The 19,175-nt window shown below is 56.8% G+C and carries 17 protein-coding genes; 8 read left to right on the top strand and 9 right to left on the bottom strand.

Going from position 1 to position 19,175, the window contains the following annotated elements:
• Positions 1–77: 77 nt before the first annotated feature.
• Entirely contained in the window at positions 78–665 is a 588-nt protein-coding gene (locus WG915_RS03330) for a DUF3027 domain-containing protein (protein WP_445227774.1), read from the top strand.
• Here WG915_RS03330 and WG915_RS03325 read toward each other — a convergent pair.
• Together WG915_RS03325 and WG915_RS03320 are read right to left on the bottom strand one after the other, a co-directional pair.
• Entirely contained in the window at positions 662–1,282 is a 621-nt protein-coding gene (locus WG915_RS03325) for an aminotransferase class IV (RefSeq protein ID WP_339563938.1), read from the bottom strand. The two genes, WG915_RS03330 and WG915_RS03325, sit on opposite strands and share 4 nt — an antisense overlap.
• Positions 1,282–3,048, bottom strand: coding sequence for a chorismate-binding protein (locus WG915_RS03320; RefSeq protein WP_339563937.1), 1,767 nt, complete (start codon positions 3,046–3,048; stop codon positions 1,282–1,284). The genes WG915_RS03325 and WG915_RS03320 overlap by 1 nt, the downstream gene beginning before the upstream one ends.
• A 130-nt stretch (positions 3,049–3,178) precedes the next feature.
• Between WG915_RS03320 and WG915_RS03315 the strand changes: the two genes are divergently transcribed.
• Both WG915_RS03315 and WG915_RS03310 read left to right on the top strand, forming a co-directional pair.
• Positions 3,179–4,636, top strand: a complete 1,458-nt coding sequence (locus tag WG915_RS03315) for an NCS2 family permease (protein WP_339563936.1) — start codon at positions 3,179–3,181, stop codon at positions 4,634–4,636.
• A 136-nt stretch (positions 4,637–4,772) separates the two neighbouring features.
• Complete coding sequence (locus WG915_RS03310) at positions 4,773–5,597, top strand: TrmH family RNA methyltransferase (RefSeq protein ID WP_339563935.1); 825 nt, start codon at positions 4,773–4,775, stop codon at positions 5,595–5,597.
• A gap of 20 nt (positions 5,598–5,617) precedes the next feature.
• Here the strand turns inward: WG915_RS03310 and WG915_RS03305 are convergent, their stop codons facing one another.
• From WG915_RS03305 to serC, 3 genes are all read right to left on the bottom strand, one after another.
• Positions 5,618–6,484 carry a DUF6928 family protein gene (locus WG915_RS03305; protein WP_339563934.1) on the bottom strand — a complete coding sequence of 289 codons (867 nt, stop codon included), beginning with the start codon at positions 6,482–6,484 and terminating at the stop codon, positions 5,618–5,620.
• 5 nt (positions 6,485–6,489) lie between these two features.
• Entirely contained in the window at positions 6,490–7,368 is an 879-nt protein-coding gene (gene sepH / locus WG915_RS03300; RefSeq protein WP_339563933.1) for a septation protein SepH, read from the bottom strand.
• A gap of 92 nt (positions 7,369–7,460) precedes the next feature.
• Positions 7,461–8,591, bottom strand: coding sequence for a phosphoserine transaminase (gene serC / locus WG915_RS03295; RefSeq protein ID WP_339563932.1), 1,131 nt, complete (start codon positions 8,589–8,591; stop codon positions 7,461–7,463).
• A gap of 605 nt (positions 8,592–9,196) precedes the next feature.
• On the opposite strand from serC, the gene WG915_RS03290 reads away from it, so the two are divergent.
• Both WG915_RS03290 and fkpA read left to right on the top strand, forming a co-directional pair.
• Positions 9,197–10,510, top strand: coding sequence for a citrate synthase (locus WG915_RS03290; protein WP_339563931.1), 1,314 nt, complete (start codon positions 9,197–9,199; stop codon positions 10,508–10,510).
• A 179-nt stretch (positions 10,511–10,689) separates the two neighbouring features.
• Entirely contained in the window at positions 10,690–11,049 is a 360-nt protein-coding gene (gene fkpA, locus WG915_RS03285) for an FKBP-type peptidyl-prolyl cis-trans isomerase FkpA (protein WP_339563930.1), read from the top strand.
• Between the two features lie 274 nt (positions 11,050–11,323).
• Here the strand turns inward: fkpA and WG915_RS03280 are convergent, their stop codons facing one another.
• From WG915_RS03280 to WG915_RS03265, 4 genes are all read right to left on the bottom strand, one after another.
• Positions 11,324–12,472, bottom strand: a complete 1,149-nt coding sequence (locus WG915_RS03280) for an NAD(P)-dependent malic enzyme (RefSeq protein WP_339563929.1) — start codon at positions 12,470–12,472, stop codon at positions 11,324–11,326.
• Positions 12,473–12,481: 9 nt separating this feature from the next.
• Positions 12,482–13,978, bottom strand: a complete 1,497-nt coding sequence (locus tag WG915_RS03275) for a carboxyl transferase domain-containing protein (protein ID WP_339563928.1) — start codon at positions 13,976–13,978, stop codon at positions 12,482–12,484.
• A gap of 69 nt (positions 13,979–14,047) precedes the next feature.
• Positions 14,048–14,551 (bottom strand): hypothetical protein, encoded by a 504-nt coding sequence (locus tag WG915_RS03270; protein WP_339563927.1) that lies wholly within the window; start codon positions 14,549–14,551, stop codon positions 14,048–14,050.
• A complete protein-coding gene (locus WG915_RS03265) occupies positions 14,551–14,814 on the bottom strand; it encodes a helix-turn-helix transcriptional regulator (RefSeq protein WP_339563926.1) in 264 nt (87 codons plus the stop codon). Before WG915_RS03265 ends, WG915_RS03270 begins: the two co-directional genes overlap by 1 nt.
• A gap of 120 nt (positions 14,815–14,934) precedes the next feature.
• On the opposite strand from WG915_RS03265, the gene WG915_RS03260 reads away from it, so the two are divergent.
• From WG915_RS03260 to WG915_RS03250, 3 genes are read left to right on the top strand one after another with little or no spacing between them, the layout of a single operon-like run.
• Positions 14,935–15,804 carry an aldo/keto reductase gene (locus tag WG915_RS03260; RefSeq protein WP_339563925.1) on the top strand — a complete coding sequence of 290 codons (870 nt, stop codon included), beginning with the start codon at positions 14,935–14,937 and terminating at the stop codon, positions 15,802–15,804.
• Positions 15,805–16,560 carry an enoyl-CoA hydratase gene (locus WG915_RS03255; protein ID WP_339563924.1) on the top strand — a complete coding sequence of 252 codons (756 nt, stop codon included), beginning with the start codon at positions 15,805–15,807 and terminating at the stop codon, positions 16,558–16,560. It begins immediately after the preceding gene.
• 19 nt (positions 16,561–16,579) lie between these two features.
• Complete coding sequence (locus WG915_RS03250; RefSeq protein ID WP_339563923.1) at positions 16,580–18,922, top strand: HAD-IC family P-type ATPase; 2,343 nt, start codon at positions 16,580–16,582, stop codon at positions 18,920–18,922.
• The last annotated feature ends 253 nt before the right edge of the window (positions 18,923–19,175 follow it).

The raw sequence follows: 19,175 nt of genomic DNA, 5'->3' as shown, positions 1-19,175 counted from the left end.
GAACTTCAAGCAAACGATCAAACGGACCGCTCTTTGATGCCCGTGCAGTGAAGCTAGCCCGGCATGCACTCGCGGATATGGGGGAAGACGCCAGTGGTGTGCACTCGGGGATTTCGGTCCTTAACAAGAACGCTGTGACGCATCATTTCGAAGCCCAGATGCCTGGTTACCGTGGCTGGGAGTGGAACGTGGTGCTGGCATGCGCCGAGGGCTCTCGGTTCGTCACAGTTAACGAGGTCGCCCTCATGCCGGGCCGGGATGCTCTGCGCGCCCCGGAGTGGGTTCCCTATGAGGATCGCGTGCAGCCGGGGGATCTCCAACCCGGTTTGTACATTCCGCCGCGTGTCGACGACGAACGCCTGACGGAGCTCGAAGGCGGACACAAACTCACTTCAGTTGGCTTTCAGGGAGCCCTGGAACGATGGCGCGAAGCCTTTGGGCCAACAACGGAAAGTGCGGAGAAATCCCAGCTTAAGTGTGAGACCTGTGCCTTCTATGTCGCCGCTGCAGATGTCGGAAACTTCTTCGGAGTGTGTTTCAATGAGTTCGCGGCTGACGGACATGTAGTGCATGCAGCTTATGGTTGCGGCGCTCACTCTGAGACCCCTCCGGCCCAAAACCTTGCTGCCACGGAGCACGAAGCGTTCGACGACGAACAGTTCTAGACACGTTCAGCGTGGCGCCAAGCCCAGGAATTAAACTCCTGGGCTAACCGATCATGACCGCGAGTAGTTCGAGCCCCCGAAAACGCGTTGAGCAGCCAGCACCCCTTCTCCAGATCGGCTAGCTCCAAAAGCCGGTGCTGCATGGGAATGCCACATTCCCGGAAAAACTCCTGCGCCAACCGCGCCGTCGTCGAAGGCAATGCGCGTGGATGCGAGGAGAACACCGCTGAGTTCTCCTCGAAAACCAGCAACGCCGAAAACACTCCTTCTACGATGGTGCCACGCGCATCTGCAAGGAGACCTTCGTCGTAGCCCCGCCGTTTGCTCAGCTGCTGGCATTGCGCGAGCCAATCCAAGTCAGGTCCTTTCACAGTAGGGTCTGAGCGTTCATCCAGATGCGGTATGGGATCTATCGTGACAGTCATCGGGACCCGCCGATCGGGACGCAGCGTTACATCCCCCGCAGCTGAGACAAGAGGGAAGCATGCGGCTGCTCCTGCTTGGCGTAGTTGGCGTCGGACCTGTTCCACGTGTTCTTCATCAAGCCCTAGACGTTCGAAGTGGTAGGAGAGGCCGCGCACGTGGCCAGAAATCATACGGAAACTGGTGACGCGCATCAAGACTCCAACAACAGGCGGAAGGGTTGCATCTTCACTAACACTTCGTCGTATTCCTCATCAGGATCGCTCAGCGCAGTAATAGCGCCACCTGCCCCATAACTGAGCTGGCTGCCATGTTGCACTACGGTGCGGATCAATATAGCCCAGTCTGCTTCACCGGAGGCGGAAATATACCCCATGCAGCCCGAATAATAGCCACGGGGTTGCTCCTCGAGTTCCGCCAAGATGTCCATGGAGCGCTGTTTTGGTGCACCAGTCATCGACCCGCCAGGAAAGGCCGCTCGCATAGCGTTAAGCGGGTCAGCCTCAAGCTGGCCGACGATCGTAGAGACGAGTTGATGAGCCTGCGAAAAGGTATACACCTGGCAGAGCTCGGCCACGTGGATGCTGCCCGGGGCGCAGCTGCGGGATAGATCATTGCGGAGTAAGTCCACGATCATGAGGTTCTCGGCACGATCCTTCACGCTAGCCTTGAGATCATTGACCAGAGCGGTGTCTTCGGCTGCAGAAGCACCACGCCGACGAGTGCCTTTAATCGGGTTGGCGGTGATGGTGCCGTTGCGGATCGAAAGGAAGCGCTCCGGGGAGGAAGACAGGACTGAAACTTCGCCCAGAAACAGGCCCGCCATCGGGGCGGGCGCTACTTCACGAAGCCTCAAATAAAGGGCTAAAGGGTCAACCTCGTAGGAGGCCCGCGCACTGGTAGTCAGACACAACTCATAGGAGTCGCCGGCTGCGATAGCTTCTTGGCACTGAGCTATCAAGCGCCGATAGTCCGCTCGACTGTGACGCATTTCGACCTGTGCCGCAATCCGCGCCGGGCTGGGCGCTGATGTTAGCTCCGGTAGCGCAGAATCATCCTGAGAGATTAGCCAGGCAGCATCGTCAATGAGTTGGTACACCATTTTGGGAACGAGCAAGCTGCCGGAAACGAATTCGCCGCCGTCGATACCCGCAGTGGCTTCATAAGGGAGCACTCCCATCGCGCCGGGTACGAAAGTGACCGGGGCGGGATCAGAATCGCTACTCAGGATTCCGACAGGGATCTGGTGCGGGGAAACCAACTCTGAACCAGCGCCGATAAGATGCATGCCGGAGCCGTCGGAGGAGTCGAGCCAGCACACAACTGGATGCTCCCGGCGCATAGCTGCCACCAGGGCCGCAGGATCAACTACCGCACAGCGGCGTCGTCGCCAGGTGGGGATAACACCGGTGGCGTCGATAAGCTGGCGCATCAGCTGTACCCCATGCTCGGTGCCGATGGATTCGGGATGGAACTGCAGACCCCACTGTGGTTTGTCGGTGCGGCGGAGCGCCATGATGGTGCCATCTTCGGCGCGCGCGAGAACCTCGATCCGGCTGGCTTCGGTTTCGCGGACATCGAGGGAGTGGTAACGAATCACCTGCAGTGGTGAAGGAAGCCCAGCGAAGAACCCGCTGCCGTCGTGGGTGATCTCGCTGCTAAGGCCGTGCTTGGGATGCTGCGCACGATCGACTGTGCACCCCGCCGCCAGAGCAATGGCCTGATGCCCTAGGCAGATGCCGATGACGGGAGTGTCCTCGGCAAGGACGGTACGTGAGGAGCCAATATCGGCAGCCTCAGCAGGGTGGCCCGGGCCGGGGGAGATGATGACGAGGTCGGCTTCCGGGCGTGGCTGGTTGTTGCGAACTACCTCGGGCTGGATACCGACGGCTCGAAAAACCAAATCAGCGAGGATATGAGTGAAGGAATCATGGTTATCAATGATGAGGATTTTGGTCACTATCGGGTGCGTCCCATCTGCGAATAGTTTTGTTAATTGTACCGCCGCGGTTGCTAAAGCCCTGCTCTAGGTGCGATTGTGTAACGGGCACCAATCAACAATTGCGGTGCGAAGCAAACTTGGAGTTCTTATGACGGCAACCGCCACTGCGCCTAAGAGCGCGTTAGACAGATTCTTTTCCATCACGGAGCGTGGCTCCACGCTGGGCACTGAGGTGCGTGCAGGCGTAGTCACGTTCTTCGCGATGGCTTACATCATCATCCTTAATCCGCTGATCATCGGCACTATTGAGGACCACACCGGCCATGCGCTGGGGATTCCTCAGGTCGCGGCTGCCACAGCACTGGCCGCAGGTGTGATGACGCTTCTTTTCGGGCTCGTTGCGCGCTATCCCTTTGGTATTGCCACTGGCTTGGGAATCAACACATTGGTAGCGGTAACCATGGTGGCCGGTGAAGGATTGACCTGGGAAGAGGCCATGGGGCTGGTGGTGATCGACGGCATCATCATCGTTTTGTTGGCCATTTCCGGATTCCGTATCGCCGTGTTCAATGCTATCCCTGATGCTCTCAAAGCAGCCATGGGCGTGGGTATCGGCTTGTTCATCGCAATGATTGGCTTGGTTGATTCTGGCTTCGTACGCCGCATCCCAGATGCGGCGGGTACGACGGTTCCGGTTGGCCTGGGAATTAACGGTTCAATCGCTTCGTGGCCAACCTTCGTGTTCGTCATCGGTTTGATTATCTGTGGCATCATGGTCGCCCGAAATGTTCGTGGCGGACTATTTATCGGCATTGTTCTCACCACGCTGATCGCCATGGTCGTTGAGGCTCTCACCGGGGCTGGCCCGTCCTTCGTCGACGGGAAGCCAGTGCCAACCGGTTGGAACCTAGCTGTACCAAAGTGGCCTTCTTCTCTCGGCGGGATGCCAGACTTGTCCATCGTGGGTGCTGTGGACCTCGTGGGGGCCTTCACTCGCGTCGGTGTCCTGGCGGCTACATTGCTGGTCTTTACACTGGTTTTGGCCAACTTCTTCGATGCCATGGGCACCATGACCGCGCTAGGTAAGCAGGCCGGTCTCACCGATGAACATGGCAATCTGCCTGATATGAAGCAGGCGTTGATTGTGGAAGGCTGTGGCGCGATCATCGGTGGTGGAATGTCCGCTTCCTCCAACACGGTTTACGTAGATTCTGCGGCTGGCATTGCCGACGGCGCCCGCACCGGCCTGGCCAATGTTGTGACCGGTATCCTCTTCTTGCTCGCGATGTTCCTAACTCCGCTGTACTCCGTTGTCCCGATCGAAGCGGCTGCGCCAGTGCTGGTCATCGTCGGTGCACTCATGATGGGACAGATTCGCGAGATTGACTTCAATCGCTTTGATATCGCGCTCCCGGCGTTCCTGACCATCGTTGTTATGCCCTTTACTTACTCCATTGCCAACGGCATCGGCGTTGGATTTATTGCCTACGTGCTGATGGCGCTCGCCTCAGGTAAGGGCAAACAAGTCCACTGGCTACTGTGGCTCATTTCGGCATTGTTCTTGGTGTACTTCGCCATTGACCCTGTCATGTCCTTCTTTAGCTAAGCAACGCCCCTCTTAGCCACCTCGCACAGCCGCCTCGCTCAGTCGTCTCACCTACTTAAACTGGGTGCGGCGGCTGTGGCTTTCCCGGAGCTCCGGATTCCCTAGCAACACACCTAGCATTTAGAATGAGCCTGCTATGACTAACTTCATCCAGATTGATGACCCCACCGATCCACGACTAGACCCTGTTCGGGATCTCAAGAACTCAGACCAAGGGGGCAAGGGGTTGGTTATCGCGGAAGGGCCGCTCATTGTAAGGCGTTTACTGGAGTCGCGTTACCCAGTAAAGACAATCGTCGGTTTTGATGCGAAGATCCGGAGCTTTCTCGAAGAAGAAGGCGTAGCAGAACTCGTGGCGGAGATCCCCATTTACGTGATCTCTCGGGAAACACTCAAGCAAGTGGCTGGGTTTGATATGCACCGTGGTCTCCTAGCTGCCGCAGAACGCGTGGAACCCGCGAGCGTGCAGGAGGCTCTGGATGGCGCGAAGACCATCGCCATCCTGGAAGGCGTCGGCGATCACGAAAATATCGGTTCGCTCTTTCGGAACGCAGCGGGTATGGAAGTAGATGCCGTACTATTTGGCGCCGCCTGCGCGGATCCCCTCTATCGGAGAGCTGTGCGGGTATCCATGGGGCATGTTCTCCGATTGCCGTTTGCGTATCTGGATGGCACTCCGCGCAACTGGCAGCGCAGCCTGTCTCAGCTCGCGGAAGACGGATGGCATCTGGTGTCGCTCACCCCTAACACGGACACCATGCTGAAGGAAGCCCTAGCGGGCAATCCTGACAAAGTCGCGCTGCTCATCGGCGCTGAAGGTCCGGGACTTACCGAGCATGCGATGCGTGCGACTCACGTACGAGCCAAAATCCCGATGGCGCCAGGCACAGATTCTCTCAATCTGGCCACTGCTGCGGCGATCGCCTTCTATGAGCGTCAGCGCACACACCAAGAGCCCTGATAACCCGATCTCGGGTTGGGCTAATCGCGGTCTGTGTGTCGAAGCATTTCCCGCAGGCTAGCTAGGCTGCGGCCAGCATTCTTGGCTGCGCGAGTGGAGAACTTTAGCACTGCGTCCGCAACTTTGCGGGCTTGCATTCCGGCATCCATCCCGGGCGAACTAGAAGGAAATTCCTCGTAGTCATCGTATTCGGAATGCTGGGGGCCGAGTCCAAGCTTGGCCGATGCATCGTAGACAATGGAACGCACATCTTTGCGGGGACGTGGCGGTTCAATCCTTGGCTCTTTGCGTCCGTCGATGGCGTAGCCAACCACGAAAAGATCAGGGCCATCGGCGGAAATGTCTACGCCGAGCCAGTGGGAGTCGGCTTCCCGCACCAATTCGATAGGATCAAATGGAAGGTCGATGCCGGCACCTGGGGCCCCGCGCTCACCTGCCCAGTAGGGGCTCTCGAAGGGCTCTGGTAGACCAATGTCTTCGTAAACGCGGTCTCTGCGGGCACAGAAGCTGCGACGGATCTTGCCTTCCTGCCAGTGGGCGAGCCCGCCGAAACCCGTGTCGGTGTTTTCAGCAAATGCAAACACATTGCGCGCGGCGATCGAATCCAGCAATTTAGGATCGAGCTCTGATAGCACGGTCATGTCTTGTACGAGGGTTTGAACCACGGTGATGCCGGGATAGCCGGCGATATAAAACTCGCCTTTAGAAACAGGGACGGACCGGTTCAGCGGAAACTCTCCAAAGACACTGATCGGCCACGATGGGTCCATCAACGCGAGGTACTTACGGCCGAATCCGCGATCCGCCTTGGGGGAGGCGCTGAGTACTGCAGCAGGGTCATCAGCATTCACAAACCACAGCGTTACTACAGCATCGTGCGGTTGCATTGTCCCTAGCTCCTTGGCCTTTTGGTGTTAGTGCGCACTCCGAGGAGGACATCTTCCCAATGCGGGGTCACAGCTTTGCGACGCCGTTTCTGTGGCTGCTCCGTAGCGTCAGGATGCTGGAGGAACTCGTCCTCAGCTTCTTGGACCTCTTCGACCTCAGCCGGTTCTTGCGAACGCTGTACAGCAGACAAAGTACGTACGGCAGGTTGACCGAAGTCAGGGTCTGTCAGATCGGCGGCAACCGCATTGCGGGCTACAGCCGTCGCGTTGCTCATACCGTGGCTGTGATAAGACCATTCCGCGACGTTATCGGAAAGTCCGGTTTGCCAGGAGACGCGCACAACCCATTGCCCAGCTGGATCTTTATAAGCGTCCCACGTGGATGCCGTGAGGTCATTACCGCGAGCTGCGAAAGCGGTGGCGAGTACTTCCCACAAGGTCAGTTTTGCAGGGCCATCTTCCCGGACAGGGTGGGAGCGCTTGGCCATATCGGCAACTCGGGCGCGTTCCTGCAGGACAGGGTGTGCGAAGGCCTCGATGCGGGCTTCGGTGACATCGTTTTCTGCAGCTACCTCGGCGATGCTCGCACCAGCGCGGATCCTTTCCTGGATATCGCGGGGACGCATCTTAAGTGGGGCGGACAGGCGGGGATCGATCTCGCGAACCTCGCGGGCCGGTTGAGCTGCGGCTACGGGTTCGGCTACGGTTTCTGGTTCCGCCGGTACAATTTCTTCAGTGGTGGCTTCCAGGACTGGTGCAGGTTGTTCGCCGCTGATAAGCGACTGCAAGTCTTGAGTTACTTCGACGAAGAAGTCCTCGCCGTCGGCGCGAAATACCAACGACGATGCGGTGGATTCTTCGACAACCAACTTGAGTTCGCGCACGGGATTCTCCTTCGTGAATGGACGTGTCTTTCACCACTTTAGACCAAAAATGCGCAACAACGTGGGAGTTGCTGCGCATTTGGTGGGGTGTGTTACGCGGTGGCGAGGCCGCCGTCGATCGCCCAGTCGATGGCTTTTGTCAGCTTTGCGACGTCTGCTGAATCGATTGCGGGGAACATGCCAATCCGGAGCTGATTCCGTCCGAGCTTTCGGTAAGGCTCGATGTCCACGATGCCGTTGGCGCGCAGTACCTTGGCAATCTTTGCGGCATCGATGTTGTCATCGAAGTCAATCGTACCGACAACTAGGGAACGCGTAGCGGCGTCCTTGACGTAAGGGGTTGCGCCATCGCGGGCCTCAGCCCAGCTGTAAAGAATGTTCGAGGATTCCGTAGTGCGCTGCACCATCCCGTCGAGGCCACCGTTTTCATTCATCCATTTGACCTGGTCATCCATCATCAGCAGGGTGCCCACTGCTGGGGTGTTGTAGGTCTGGTTTTTGCGGGAGTTGTCCACGGCGGTCTGGAGGTTTAGGAAAGCAGGGATGAAGCGATCAGAAGAGTTGATCTTTTCGATGCGTTCGAGGGCAGCTGGGGACATCGCAGCAAACCAGAGGCCGCCATCAGAGGCGAAGCACTTCTGTGGGGAGAAGTAGTACACATCTGCCTGTGACATGTCTACGGGAAGCCCGCCAGCACCGGAGGTGGCGTCGATAGCGATGAGGGCATCGGTGCCTGCTGGGCGCGTGACCGGCACCATTGCGCCTGTCGACGTCTCGTTGTGGGCCCAGCCGATAAGGTCTACGCCCTCCATAGCTTGCGGAGCGGGAGCTTCACCTGGTTCCGACTCTATGACTACCGGGGTGTCAAGCCACGGTGCCTGTTGTGATGCCTTGGCGAATTTGGAGGAGAACTCTCCGAAAGAGAGGTGCCCGGACTTCTGCTCGATTAGGCCAAATGTTGCTGCGTCCCAAAATGCGGTCGCACCGCCGAGGGAAAGGATAATTTCGTAGCCCTCGGGCAATTGGAAGAGGCTGCTCAGACCCTCGCGAAGTGACCCTACGACATCTTTCACCGCTGGTTGACGGTGAGAAGTGCCGATGATGCTGGTGCTGCCCGCCACTATTGCCTCGATCTGAGATGGGCGGACCTTGGAAGGGCCGCAGCCAAAACGGCCGTCAGCTGGAAGGAGATCTGCGGGCAAGGCGGGGAACTGTTCAGACATCTGGGGCAACCTTCTCGTCGTTTTGGGGCGTACGGAATGTAAGTATTTTAGCCCCTATCCCCGGCATGAATCAGGCGAATAAACGAACGGGGGTGAGGTATTGCAACTATTGCAGAATTGAGTTTTATTGCAGAGGAATTGGCAAAGTAGTTAACGTTGCGAATTAACTGACCTGCATTGTTAAGCCCGTAAAGGGGTATCGGGTGGGAAAATCTGAAAAAGTGTTGGCGACATCACAATTTTTGCTATGATGTGTGTCATCCCACGGGCCACTGGGTGATCACTGTTGGTCCGTGAGCTTTCGTCGCAGTGGGGAAGAGTCTAACCATGGCGACGACGGTTCAAGGAGCAAGGGATGCTTCATGCTAAAAGCTGCCGCTGCAACGTGAGTGAAACTCTTCTCAAGAAAGTTGTGAAAGAATTACTCATATTGAGTAGGTGTGCCTTAGGTACAATATGATGTGGCTCAAATGCTCGGTGATCCGGTGGCTGCTTTATACGAGCAGCTTGTTGGATAGCTTAAACGCCTGACACATGCGGCAAAAATTCAATAGCATTACCCGCTTAGAGCAGGCTTGAAACCCAGCAGGGAACCTGACCTGTAAATGATTGAAAGGGAAACTGTGGCTTCTGATAACAACGACAAGGCCGTACTCCACTACCCAGGTGGCGAGTACGAAATGGACATCGTCAAGGCCTCTGAAGGTAATGACGGCGTCGTTCTTGGCAAGATGCTTGCCGAAACTGGCCTAGTCACCTTTGATCCAGGCTACGTGAGCACTGGTTCGACCGAATCCAAGATTACTTATATCGACGGCGAACAGGGCATCCTGCGTTACCGTGGCTACGCCATCGAGGATCTCGCGGCTCATGCAACCTTCAATGAGGTTTCTTACCTGCTGATCAACGGTGAACTGCCTGCGCAGGAAGAACTGTCCAAGTTCAATGATGAGATTCGCCACCATACCCTCTTGGATGAAGACTTCAAGGCACAGTTCAGCGTGTTCCCTCGCGACGCACACCCAATGGCAGTGCTCGCCTCCTCGCTTAACATTCTTTCCACTTACTACCAGGACACTCTGGATCCGCTGAACCCGGACCACCTGCATAAGGCCACCATTCGCCTCATGGCTAAGGTGCCAATGCTTGCTGCATATGCACACCGTGCTCGCCATGGTGAGCCTTACATGTACCCAGACAACTCCTTGAATGCGCGCGAAAACTTCCTGCGTATGATGTTCGGCTTCCCAACCGAGCCTTATGAGGTAGACCCGCTTCATGTGAAGGCTCTGGATCAGCTCCTCATCCTCCATGCTGATCACGAGCAGAACTGCTCTACTTCTACTGTCCGCATGGTGGCGTCTGCACAGGCCAACATGTTTGTTTCCGTAGCAGCTGGCATCAATGCGCTCTCCGGCCCACTACATGGTGGCGCAAACCAGGCCGTGCTGGAGATGCTGGATGAGATCAAGGCCAACGGCGGCGACGCAACCGACTTCATGAACCGCGTGAAGAACAAGGAAAAGGGTGTCAAGCTCATGGGCTTCGGACACCGCGTCTACCGCAACTACGATCCTCGTGCCGCCATCATCAAGGAAACCGCACATGAGCTGCTTTCCCAGAACGGTAACGATGAGCTTCTCGAGTTGGCCATGAACCTGGAGCAGATCGCACTGGCAGACGACTACTTCATCAGCCGCAAGCTGTACCCGAACGTAGACTTCTACACCGGTTTGATCTACCGCGCTATGGGCTTCCCAACCGACTTCTTCACGGTTCTGTTCGCTATGGGTCGTCTCCCAGGCTGGATCGCGCAGTATGTCGAGCAGGTTTCCCAGCCTAATGGCAAGATTTACCGCCCACGCCAGATTTACACCGGCGAAACTCTGCGTGAGTACATCCCACGCGACAAGCGATAAATAGCCTTAGTTTTAGCCCTCCTTGAGCCAAACCTCCCCACAATTGCCGTAAGCTCGTGGGAAAGGTTTGGCTCATTGGTTTTTAGCAGCGGGTGAAGTTCGCTCGGCAACGGCTTCAAACCAACTCCGCTACCGAGTTGAACCTAGAGATTTTTCGTCAACCCAAGGAGACTAGCTAGATGGAAAAGCCAGTAATCGCCCCACAGACCGGCCCAGTACCAGAAGACCTGGTTATCGAAGACCTCATCGTCGGTGACGGCCCAGAAGCACAGGCTGGCGGCATGGTTGAGGTTCACTACGTTGGCGTAGACTTCGAAACCGGAGAACAGTTCGACTCTTCTTGGGACCGTGGCCAGACCATTGACTTTCCTCTCGCAGGCCTCATCGCGGGCTGGCAGGAAGGCATCCCAGGTATGAAGGTTGGTGGTCGTCGCCAGCTCACTATCCCGCCAGAGGCTGCTTACGGCCCGGCCGGCGGCGGACACCCTTTGTCCGGTCGTACCTTGGTCTTCGTCATTGACCTGATTAGCACTCACTAAGCTTTTCGACGCCATTGCAAAGAGCGCAGGGAGTATTCCTTGCGCTCTTTATTCGTGTGAGAGTTGTCGTTCACGGCGAGGCGCATGACAATCCCGGCACCCGTTAGCGGTGCCAATACTCATTTGGCCCGGGGCCATTTTCTGTATGCGCACTCCCGTCGCATATGGCTTGGCTCGCTAATACTTGGCGCCTTGGTTGCTAAATGCATTGGTTTGCCTTAAATCGAGCGCTTTTCCTCCGTTTGCTGGGGAACCAAGGGAGCCCAGGTGCGCTTTAGGCACGCTGCGCCAGTGCGGCAGCCTTCACCGCGGCAGCAACCGCCGGCTCGACTCGAGGATCGAGTGGAGAAGGCACGATATGATCGCGGTCGAGCTCCTCGTGTGCTACTTGGGCAATTGCTCGAGAGGCCGCCAGCTTCATTGTCTGAGAGATTTCGGTGGCACCTGCATCCAGTGCGCCCCGGAAAATGCCTGGGAACGCCAGCACATTGTTGATCTGATTGGGGAGGTCGGAGCGCCCAGTAGCAACCACCGCCCCGTATTTGCGTGCAAGCTCCGGGGCAATCTCCGGGGTGGGATTGGCAAGCGAGAACAGGATCGGATCTGTGGACATGAGTTGGAGCTGCTCTTCGCTGACATGTCCGCGCGAGAGTCCGATGAAAACGTCGGCTCCCATCAATGCAGATTCAATGCCGCCGGATAGTCGTTCCGAGTTGGTAATCCGCGCGAGCTCCTGCTTCACAGAATTGAGCGGGGTGCGGTCGGGGTGGATGATGCCACGGGAATCAACCATCACGATATTTTTCACACCGGCCGCGATCAGCATTTTCGCCGTCGCAACGCCTGCGGCACCCGCGCCGGTGATGACGACCTTGAGGTCAGGCAGTTTGCGTCCTAGTAGTTCAGCGGCGTTGCGCAATCCAGCTGTGATGACTACAGCGGTGCCGTGCTGGTCATCATGCATGATTGGAATATCCAAGGCCTTGATCAAACGACGTTCGAGTTCGAAGCAGCGCGGGGCAGAAATATCCTCGAGGTTGATTGCCCCGAAAGAAGGTGCGAGGCGGACGATGGTGTCAAAAAGCTCGTCGACGTCCAAAGTATCCAACACAATCGGCACGGCGTTGAGACCCGCGAAGCGCTGAAACAGCTGGGCCTTGCCCTCCATAACAGGGAGGGCCGCTTGTGGACCGATATCTCCAAGTCCGAGCACGGCAGTGCCGTCGGAAATGACAGCGACAGTGTTCGCCGTCCAGGTGTATTCGCGAGCTAGGGCTGGATCTTCGTGGATCGCTTCGCAGACCCGAGCGACACCTGGGGTGTACGCAATGGAGAGATCATGGGTGGTTTCGAGTGGGCGAGCCGATGCAACAGTCAGCTTGCCGCCACGATGGGCGTCAAAGATTTCTTGGTCGCTGATCATTTACTTAGGTTACTGCAGTTGAGCTAGCTTTTCGTAGTGTTTAAAGCGCTGTTCGCGGCCTACCCGCTGTGGAAAGTGATCAAGTTCCCACAATGTGTGGCTGATCGTGGTCAGAACGCGGTCAATGAAGGCCTCTGGTTCGTCAGCAGCGTCTGTGACCTCGGGAATTATGCCGTCCACTATGCCCGCCCGCAGCAGTGCAGCTGCGGAGACGTCCTGTTCCTCCATCATTTGTGCCGCGTGTTCCGTGTCACGGTAGATGATGGCGGAAGCCCCTTCCGGGGGCAGGGGAGAGAGCCAGGCATTGCTGGCTGCCAGGACCCGATCAGAAGGGAGCATCGCAAGTGCTCCGCCACCGCAGCCCTGGCCGAGGATGATGGACACGGTGGGAACATCGAGGTCCACGAGCTCGCCAAGCGTTCGTGCGATGGAGCCTGCCATCGCGTGTTCCTCTGCGTACTGGGAAAGCTCAGCCCCAGGCGTGTCGATGATGCTGACAAGTGGAAGCTGTAGTTGGTGCGCTAGATCGATGCCGCGGCGGGCGATTCTTAGTGCTTCGGTTCCGAGGGGAAACTCGCCGATCGGAGGCTGCTCATGACGGTCTTGTCCAATGATGACTACTGGCCGTCCGTCAATTTGCGCGAGCGCAACCGTTACAGCGGGAGAGCGTCGGCCATCACCACTGCCGGATAGCATAATTAACTTGGCACGCAGCTTCTTCACGATGTCTCGCATGCCCGGTCGCTCGGGGCGGCGGGTGCGCACAATTGCTTCCCACGCTGAGTGCATTGCGTGCTTTTCGACGGCGGGCAACTCCGGTTGCGAAGTCGCCACATCGGACAACAGCACCTCATGGATCTTCATCACGGCTTCGCGGAGCTTTTCGGGGGAAACTACCCCGTCGATGACACCACATTTTGCCAGGTTCTCACCGCTTTGCACCCCTTCCGGCATGGGCACACCAGTAGTGAGTTCAACAACGCGCGGACCGAGGAATCCGAGCAGAGCGCCAGGTTCCGCGAAGGTGAAGTGGCCTGCCGACCCCCAGGAGGCCATGACACCACCGGTGGTGGGGTTGCGCAGGTAAACCAAGAACGGCAAGTGCTGATCTTTATGCCGATACACAGCGGTGGTAATAGACACCATGAGCGCAAAAGCAGGGGATCCTTCCTGCATGCGAGTTCCGCCTGAGGATGGGGAAATCAATAACGGGAGACCTTCGGCGGTGGCTCGATGGATGCCGTCGATAATGCGACGGGCTGTGGCCGCGCCAATCGAACCGCCGAGGAAGCCGAATTCGGAGAGGATGGTTGCAACCCGTCGTCCTGCGATCCTGCCCTCACCAGTGATAACCGATTCGTCGCAGCCACTTCTCTCACGTGCCCGGGCGAGGGCAGCGCGGTAATCCTCGGAGATGTCGCCGTACGCGGGTGGAGTGTCCCAGCTGATGAAAGAATCCTGGTCAAGGACTTGAGAAATGAGATCATGTGCGCTCGTGCGGGTCATGGGTTTCAAGTTACCAAACCCACATTCGCCCATGATCGGATTTGGGGCTGCCGGAGCTTCCGGGGGTGGCTAGTCCTCGTCGGACTTGTTCCAGGCGAGAGCGAGTGCCGGATAACCGCCAACGGTCAAAGTGACTAGCAGTAGCAGGTAGCCGAGGGATACCCCCACGCGCGTGGGGGACCAAGAATCGGCAGCGATGCTGTCCCACATCATCGAGCCGAAGATCAAGATAAATGCGATGAGCGATGCGAAGAAGCCGTAGAGCTTGAAAGCGAAAGCTCGGTAGGCTTCCAAGCGGGCGAACTGGTATTCATCGAGCGCCGCGAGGGGGGCCATGTCCTCGGAATCGATGGTGATACGGATGATGGTCCACAAAATTGCGAGTGCGCCGAATCCGGACACAATAGCGAGCAGATACTTGGGGCTGGCTGGGATGAGCAGTGCCGAGATTGCGGTGAGCGCCGCGAGTACGAGGAAGCCTGACACTAGCAGCCGGCGTCGCTTTTGCGTTCGCCATCCACGAAGCATGCGGGAGTTCTGTTCCTGTTGTTTGTGAAAAGTTTCGAGTTTCATTACTGGTCTCCTGCGTAGATTTGGGTTGAGAGGGGGGTGAATTCGGTGCGAGAGAATATTGCTTCGATTGGCAAGCCGAAAGTCTCGGAGAGATTCAGTGCTAGATCGAGGCTGGGGTAGTGGTCGCTGCGCTCGAGGGCGCCGATGGTCTGTACATTGACGCCAATGGCGTCGGCAAGCTGCGCCCTACTGAGGTTGCGCTCGGTACGTAACAGTCGGATTCTATTGAAGATTGGTTTTGTAGGTTTCTTTGCTGGGCTCACGCAAGTAAGTGTTGTATAAACACAACAGTTTGTCAAGGGTTGGAATGTTTAAAGGATGTATATCCATGCTTAGCTGCGGTTTCCCTGCGGGGTGACGGCAAATTGCGTTTAATGGAAGTTATGACTAGCGCCACTGAGAACCCCACCCTTAGCTTTCGAGACGGCACAGAATTTCCACAATTTGGATTAGGTACCTGGCAGCTCCGCGAGGAGGAAGCTGAAGCCGCGGTCCGCGCTGCAATTGAGGTTGGTTATCGCCATATTGATACTGCGGCGATCTACCAAAATGAAGAAGCGGTGGGAAAAGCCATCAGGGACGCTATTAAGGCAGGCGACGTTACCCGAGACGAACTGTTTGTGACTTCGAAACTGTGGCATAACCAGCAAGGAGAGCAAACGAGTGTTGCCTTCAACCAGTCTCTGGAACGTCTGGGGCTGGAGTACTTGGATCTCTATTTGATTCACTGGCCGTGGGCTACTGCAGGGCTCTTCGTTGAGTCTTTCCAAGCCATGGCCAAAATGCAGGGGATGGGGAGGGTGCAATCCATCGGGGTTTCCAACTTTTATCCTGAGGTGCTGGACACTCTTGTACAAGAAACTGGCATCACCCCGGTGTGTAACCAAATTGAGCTACATCCTGGGTTTTCCCAACCGGAACTACGTCAATATCACCAGGAACATGGCATTGTGACTGCCGCCTGGTCTCCGCTCGGTTCTGGAAAAGTGCTCGATTTGCCGGAAATCTCTGAGATTGGACGCACATTGGGCAAGAGCAATGCCCAAGTAATCCTGCGATGGCAGTTGCAGCTAGGAAATATGGTTATTCCGCGCTCAAAGAACGCCGAGCGTATCGCCCAAAATTTTGAGGTCTTTGACTTCCAGCTTTCCCAAGAACAGATGCAGGCGATCACCCAGCTTGATGTCAGCGCTGGAATAGCTCGTATTGGTGGCGATCCGCTACATTTCCCAGAGCCAGTAGGAGAACACTAAATGAGTAGTCTGAGGCAGGAAGCTGATGGGAAGGTTCTCATCCTAACGATTGATCGTGATGAAAAGCGCAACGCCTTAAACACCGAACTATGCATGGCCATTGCTGATGCCGTCAATCACATCACCCTAGAAGATGAAGCCCCAATTCGTGCGGTACTCATCCGAGGCGAGGGGCGTGCCTTTTGCGCCGGCGCCGATCTGAGCGGCGAAGGCGGTGGTGTCTACGGGGATGGTTTCCTTGCCGCACTGCAGCACATGCTGACCTCACTTTTGCACTGCCCAGTGCCGGTGATTGCAGATATTCAAGGCCCTGCAATCGGGGCCGGAGCCCAACTATCCTTGGCGTGTGACCTGCGTGTTGTTGGCCCGGATGCGTGGTTTGCCGTCCCGCCAGCCAAGCTCGGGTTTGCGCTGGACAACTGGACTATTCGCCGAGCTGTGTCTTTGTTAGGAGGCTCTGTGGCCCGCGGCTTGCTGCTTGCCGCACAACGAATTGATGCGCAGCAGGCACACAATGTCGGCTATGTGCACGTGCAGGGAGACTCAGCTGCAGCACTTGATTTTGCGCACGAGGTTTCTGGCAATGCGCCGCTATCCATGCGCCAGCTCAAGAGTGTCCTCAATGATGAAGGCTTCGGTTTCGATCTCTCTGTGAAGCAACAAGAGGATTACCGGGCTGCCTGGAACAGTGAGGATGCGAAGGAAGCCCGAGCTGCTCGCAGCGAGAAACGGGCTCCGGAATTTAAGGCGCGTTAGCCAACTAGACTAAGCTCCCATGAGCTATGTGACCTCCCCCAACGGCCTGAATCAGGCTGAAGTAGCTGAACGTCTCGCCCGCGGCGCCACTAACAAAGTGGTTCGCAAAACTGGGCGCACCGTAGGGGAAATCGTACGCGCGAACGTGTTTACCAGGATCAATGCCATTTTGGGGATCCTGTTCGGCATCGTAATGTTCACCGGTAGCTGGATCAACGGTGCCTTCGGGCTGCTCATCCTTGCAAACTCTGCGATCGGAATCATTCAAGAGGTGCGGGCAAAGCGTACGCTCGACCGCCTCACAATTCTGAATGAAAGCCAGCCTCGAGTCATCCGGGAAGGGAGTTTGTGTCCCCTTCCGCAGGATAGCTTGGTAATAGATGAATTAGTGGAGCTCGGTGCGGGGGAGCAGCTCGTTGTTGATGGCGTCGTCCGATCCGCCATTGAACTTAAAATCGATGAGTCTATGTTGACCGGCGAATCCAAGCCGGTACTGAAGACGGTCGGTGACCAGCTACTCTCCGGATCGTTCGTTGTCGCTGGTTCGGGGACCTACCAAGCGACCGCGATCGGCTCTGATGCCTATGCGGCGAAGCTCATTGCTGCTGCGGGGTCTTTCTCTCTAACTGATTCGGAGCTGCAGCGAGGCATCGATAGGATTTTGAAGTTCATCGGCTGGCTGATGATTCCCACCGGTGCGCTTACCATTTGGACTCAACTTGGGCGCACCGAGGCGCCGCTCAACGATGCCATCCTGGCCATGGTTGCAGCCCTTGTGCCTATGGTCCCAGAAGGGCTGGTGCTGATGACCTCGATTGCCTTCGCAGTCGGCGTTGTGCGGCTCGGCCGACGTGGGGCTTTGGTTAACGAGCTTGCCGCCATCGAGGCGCTAGCGCGTGTCGACGTCGTTTGCGTAGATAAGACGGGAACGTTGACGGAAAACCGAATGGAGCTGGTGGACGTCGATATGCTCGCTAGTGGTGGGGGAAACGCCGAGCTTGAACAGGTGAAACGGGTGCTGGCCGCGATGGTTTCAGCTGACAAGCATCCCAATGACACGATGCAAGCTATCGGGGAATCCCTTGCCGGATACGCCGCCCCGTCAGTTACTCGTGTCGAGCCCTTCGACTCAACGCGAAAATGGTCGGGTGTCGCGCTCGGGGAGGAAGGCTCCTGGGTAATCGGTGCCCCAGACATGGTCACTACGGCGGAGGATGTGCTGCATAAAGTGCAGTCGTTGTCGGAACAGGGGATGCGTGTACTTTTGCTCGCTAGTGTGGCGGAGCTATCTGCCACTGTGAGTGATCCTCGGCCAGTAGCGCTGATAACGCTGCAACAAAAGGTGCGTGCTGATGCGGCCGAAACCCTGGACTTTTTCGAGCATGAAAATGTGAATGTCAAAGTGATTTCGGGCGATAACGCGGTGTCGGTGGCGGCCGTGGCGCGGCAGGTGGGCATCGATGGCGAGGTGGTGGATGCGCGGTCCTTAACGCCAGAAAATACGATGGAAAAGGTGACCGGCGCCTCCGTGTTTGGTCGCGTTACTCCAGAGCAGAAGAAAGAAATGGTGGAGGCGCTGCAGGTGGCAGGGCACACGGTGGCAATGACGGGGGACGGCGTCAATGATGTGCTGGCTCTTAAGGCTGCGGATATTGGCGTTGCCATGGGGACCGGAGCGCCTGCTAGTCGCTCGGTAGCGCAGGTAGTACTGCTTGACAATAAATTCGCTACTTTGCCACACGTTGTTGTAGAAGGACGACGAGTAATTGGCAACATTGAGCGAGTAGCCAACCTATTTTTGACTAAGACGATTTACTCGGTTCTGGTCGCGGCGTTCATGGCCTGTGCAGGGTTGTCTTATCCCTTCCAGCCCATCCATGTGACCATGATTGGCTGGTTTACGATCGGAATTCCGGCCTTCGTGCTTTCGCTCGGACCGAACGCGGAGCGGGCCCGGACAGGTTTCGTGCGACGTGTGCTGTGGTTGGCCATTCCTTTTGGCCTGCTTATCGCAGTGTTCACCATTGGATTCTGGCTATTGCACTATCCAAGCGAGCTTGGTGGGGTGGAACATCGCCAGGTATCGACGGCCACGCTGGCAGTTCTTCTCATCATGGCGATGTGGGTCCTGGGGGTTGTGGCGCGACCGTGGAATTGGTGGAAGCTAATCCTGCTGGGGACGGGTTGCGCCGCGTATGTGCTCATCTTCTTGCTGCCACAGATCTCTCATTGGTTACTGCTTGATGCCGGGAATAGCACGCTGCTTATCGACGCCGTGGTAGTAGGTGCCATCGGAGCTGGCAGTATCGAAATTATGCGTGTGGTCTTCAGCGCTGTGGAGCGTCGCCGATCGGTTAAGTAGGGCAACGCAAGATTGGCTTTTGTGGCACTTGTGAAGCCAAATTTTGCCATGTCTACAGCATTAACAACCTTTGCAAAACGGAAAACTGTGTGAATATGGGGGTACTTTTCTTTCATTCATATCCGCTGTTGAGGGGCGTTCTTGGGGGTGGGTGTGAAGTTGTGAAGCAAATATTTTTGCCAACTGCTTCGCAATTGCAATGTGAGCTGGGTAACTTTTCATGCATGCGGAAATTGTGACCATACGCACAGTT

The organism is Corynebacterium sp. H128 (assembly GCF_037482625.1).
Lineage (GTDB): Bacteria > Actinomycetota > Actinomycetes > Mycobacteriales > Mycobacteriaceae > Corynebacterium.
This window is presented reverse-complemented; position numbering and strand designations above follow the sequence as displayed.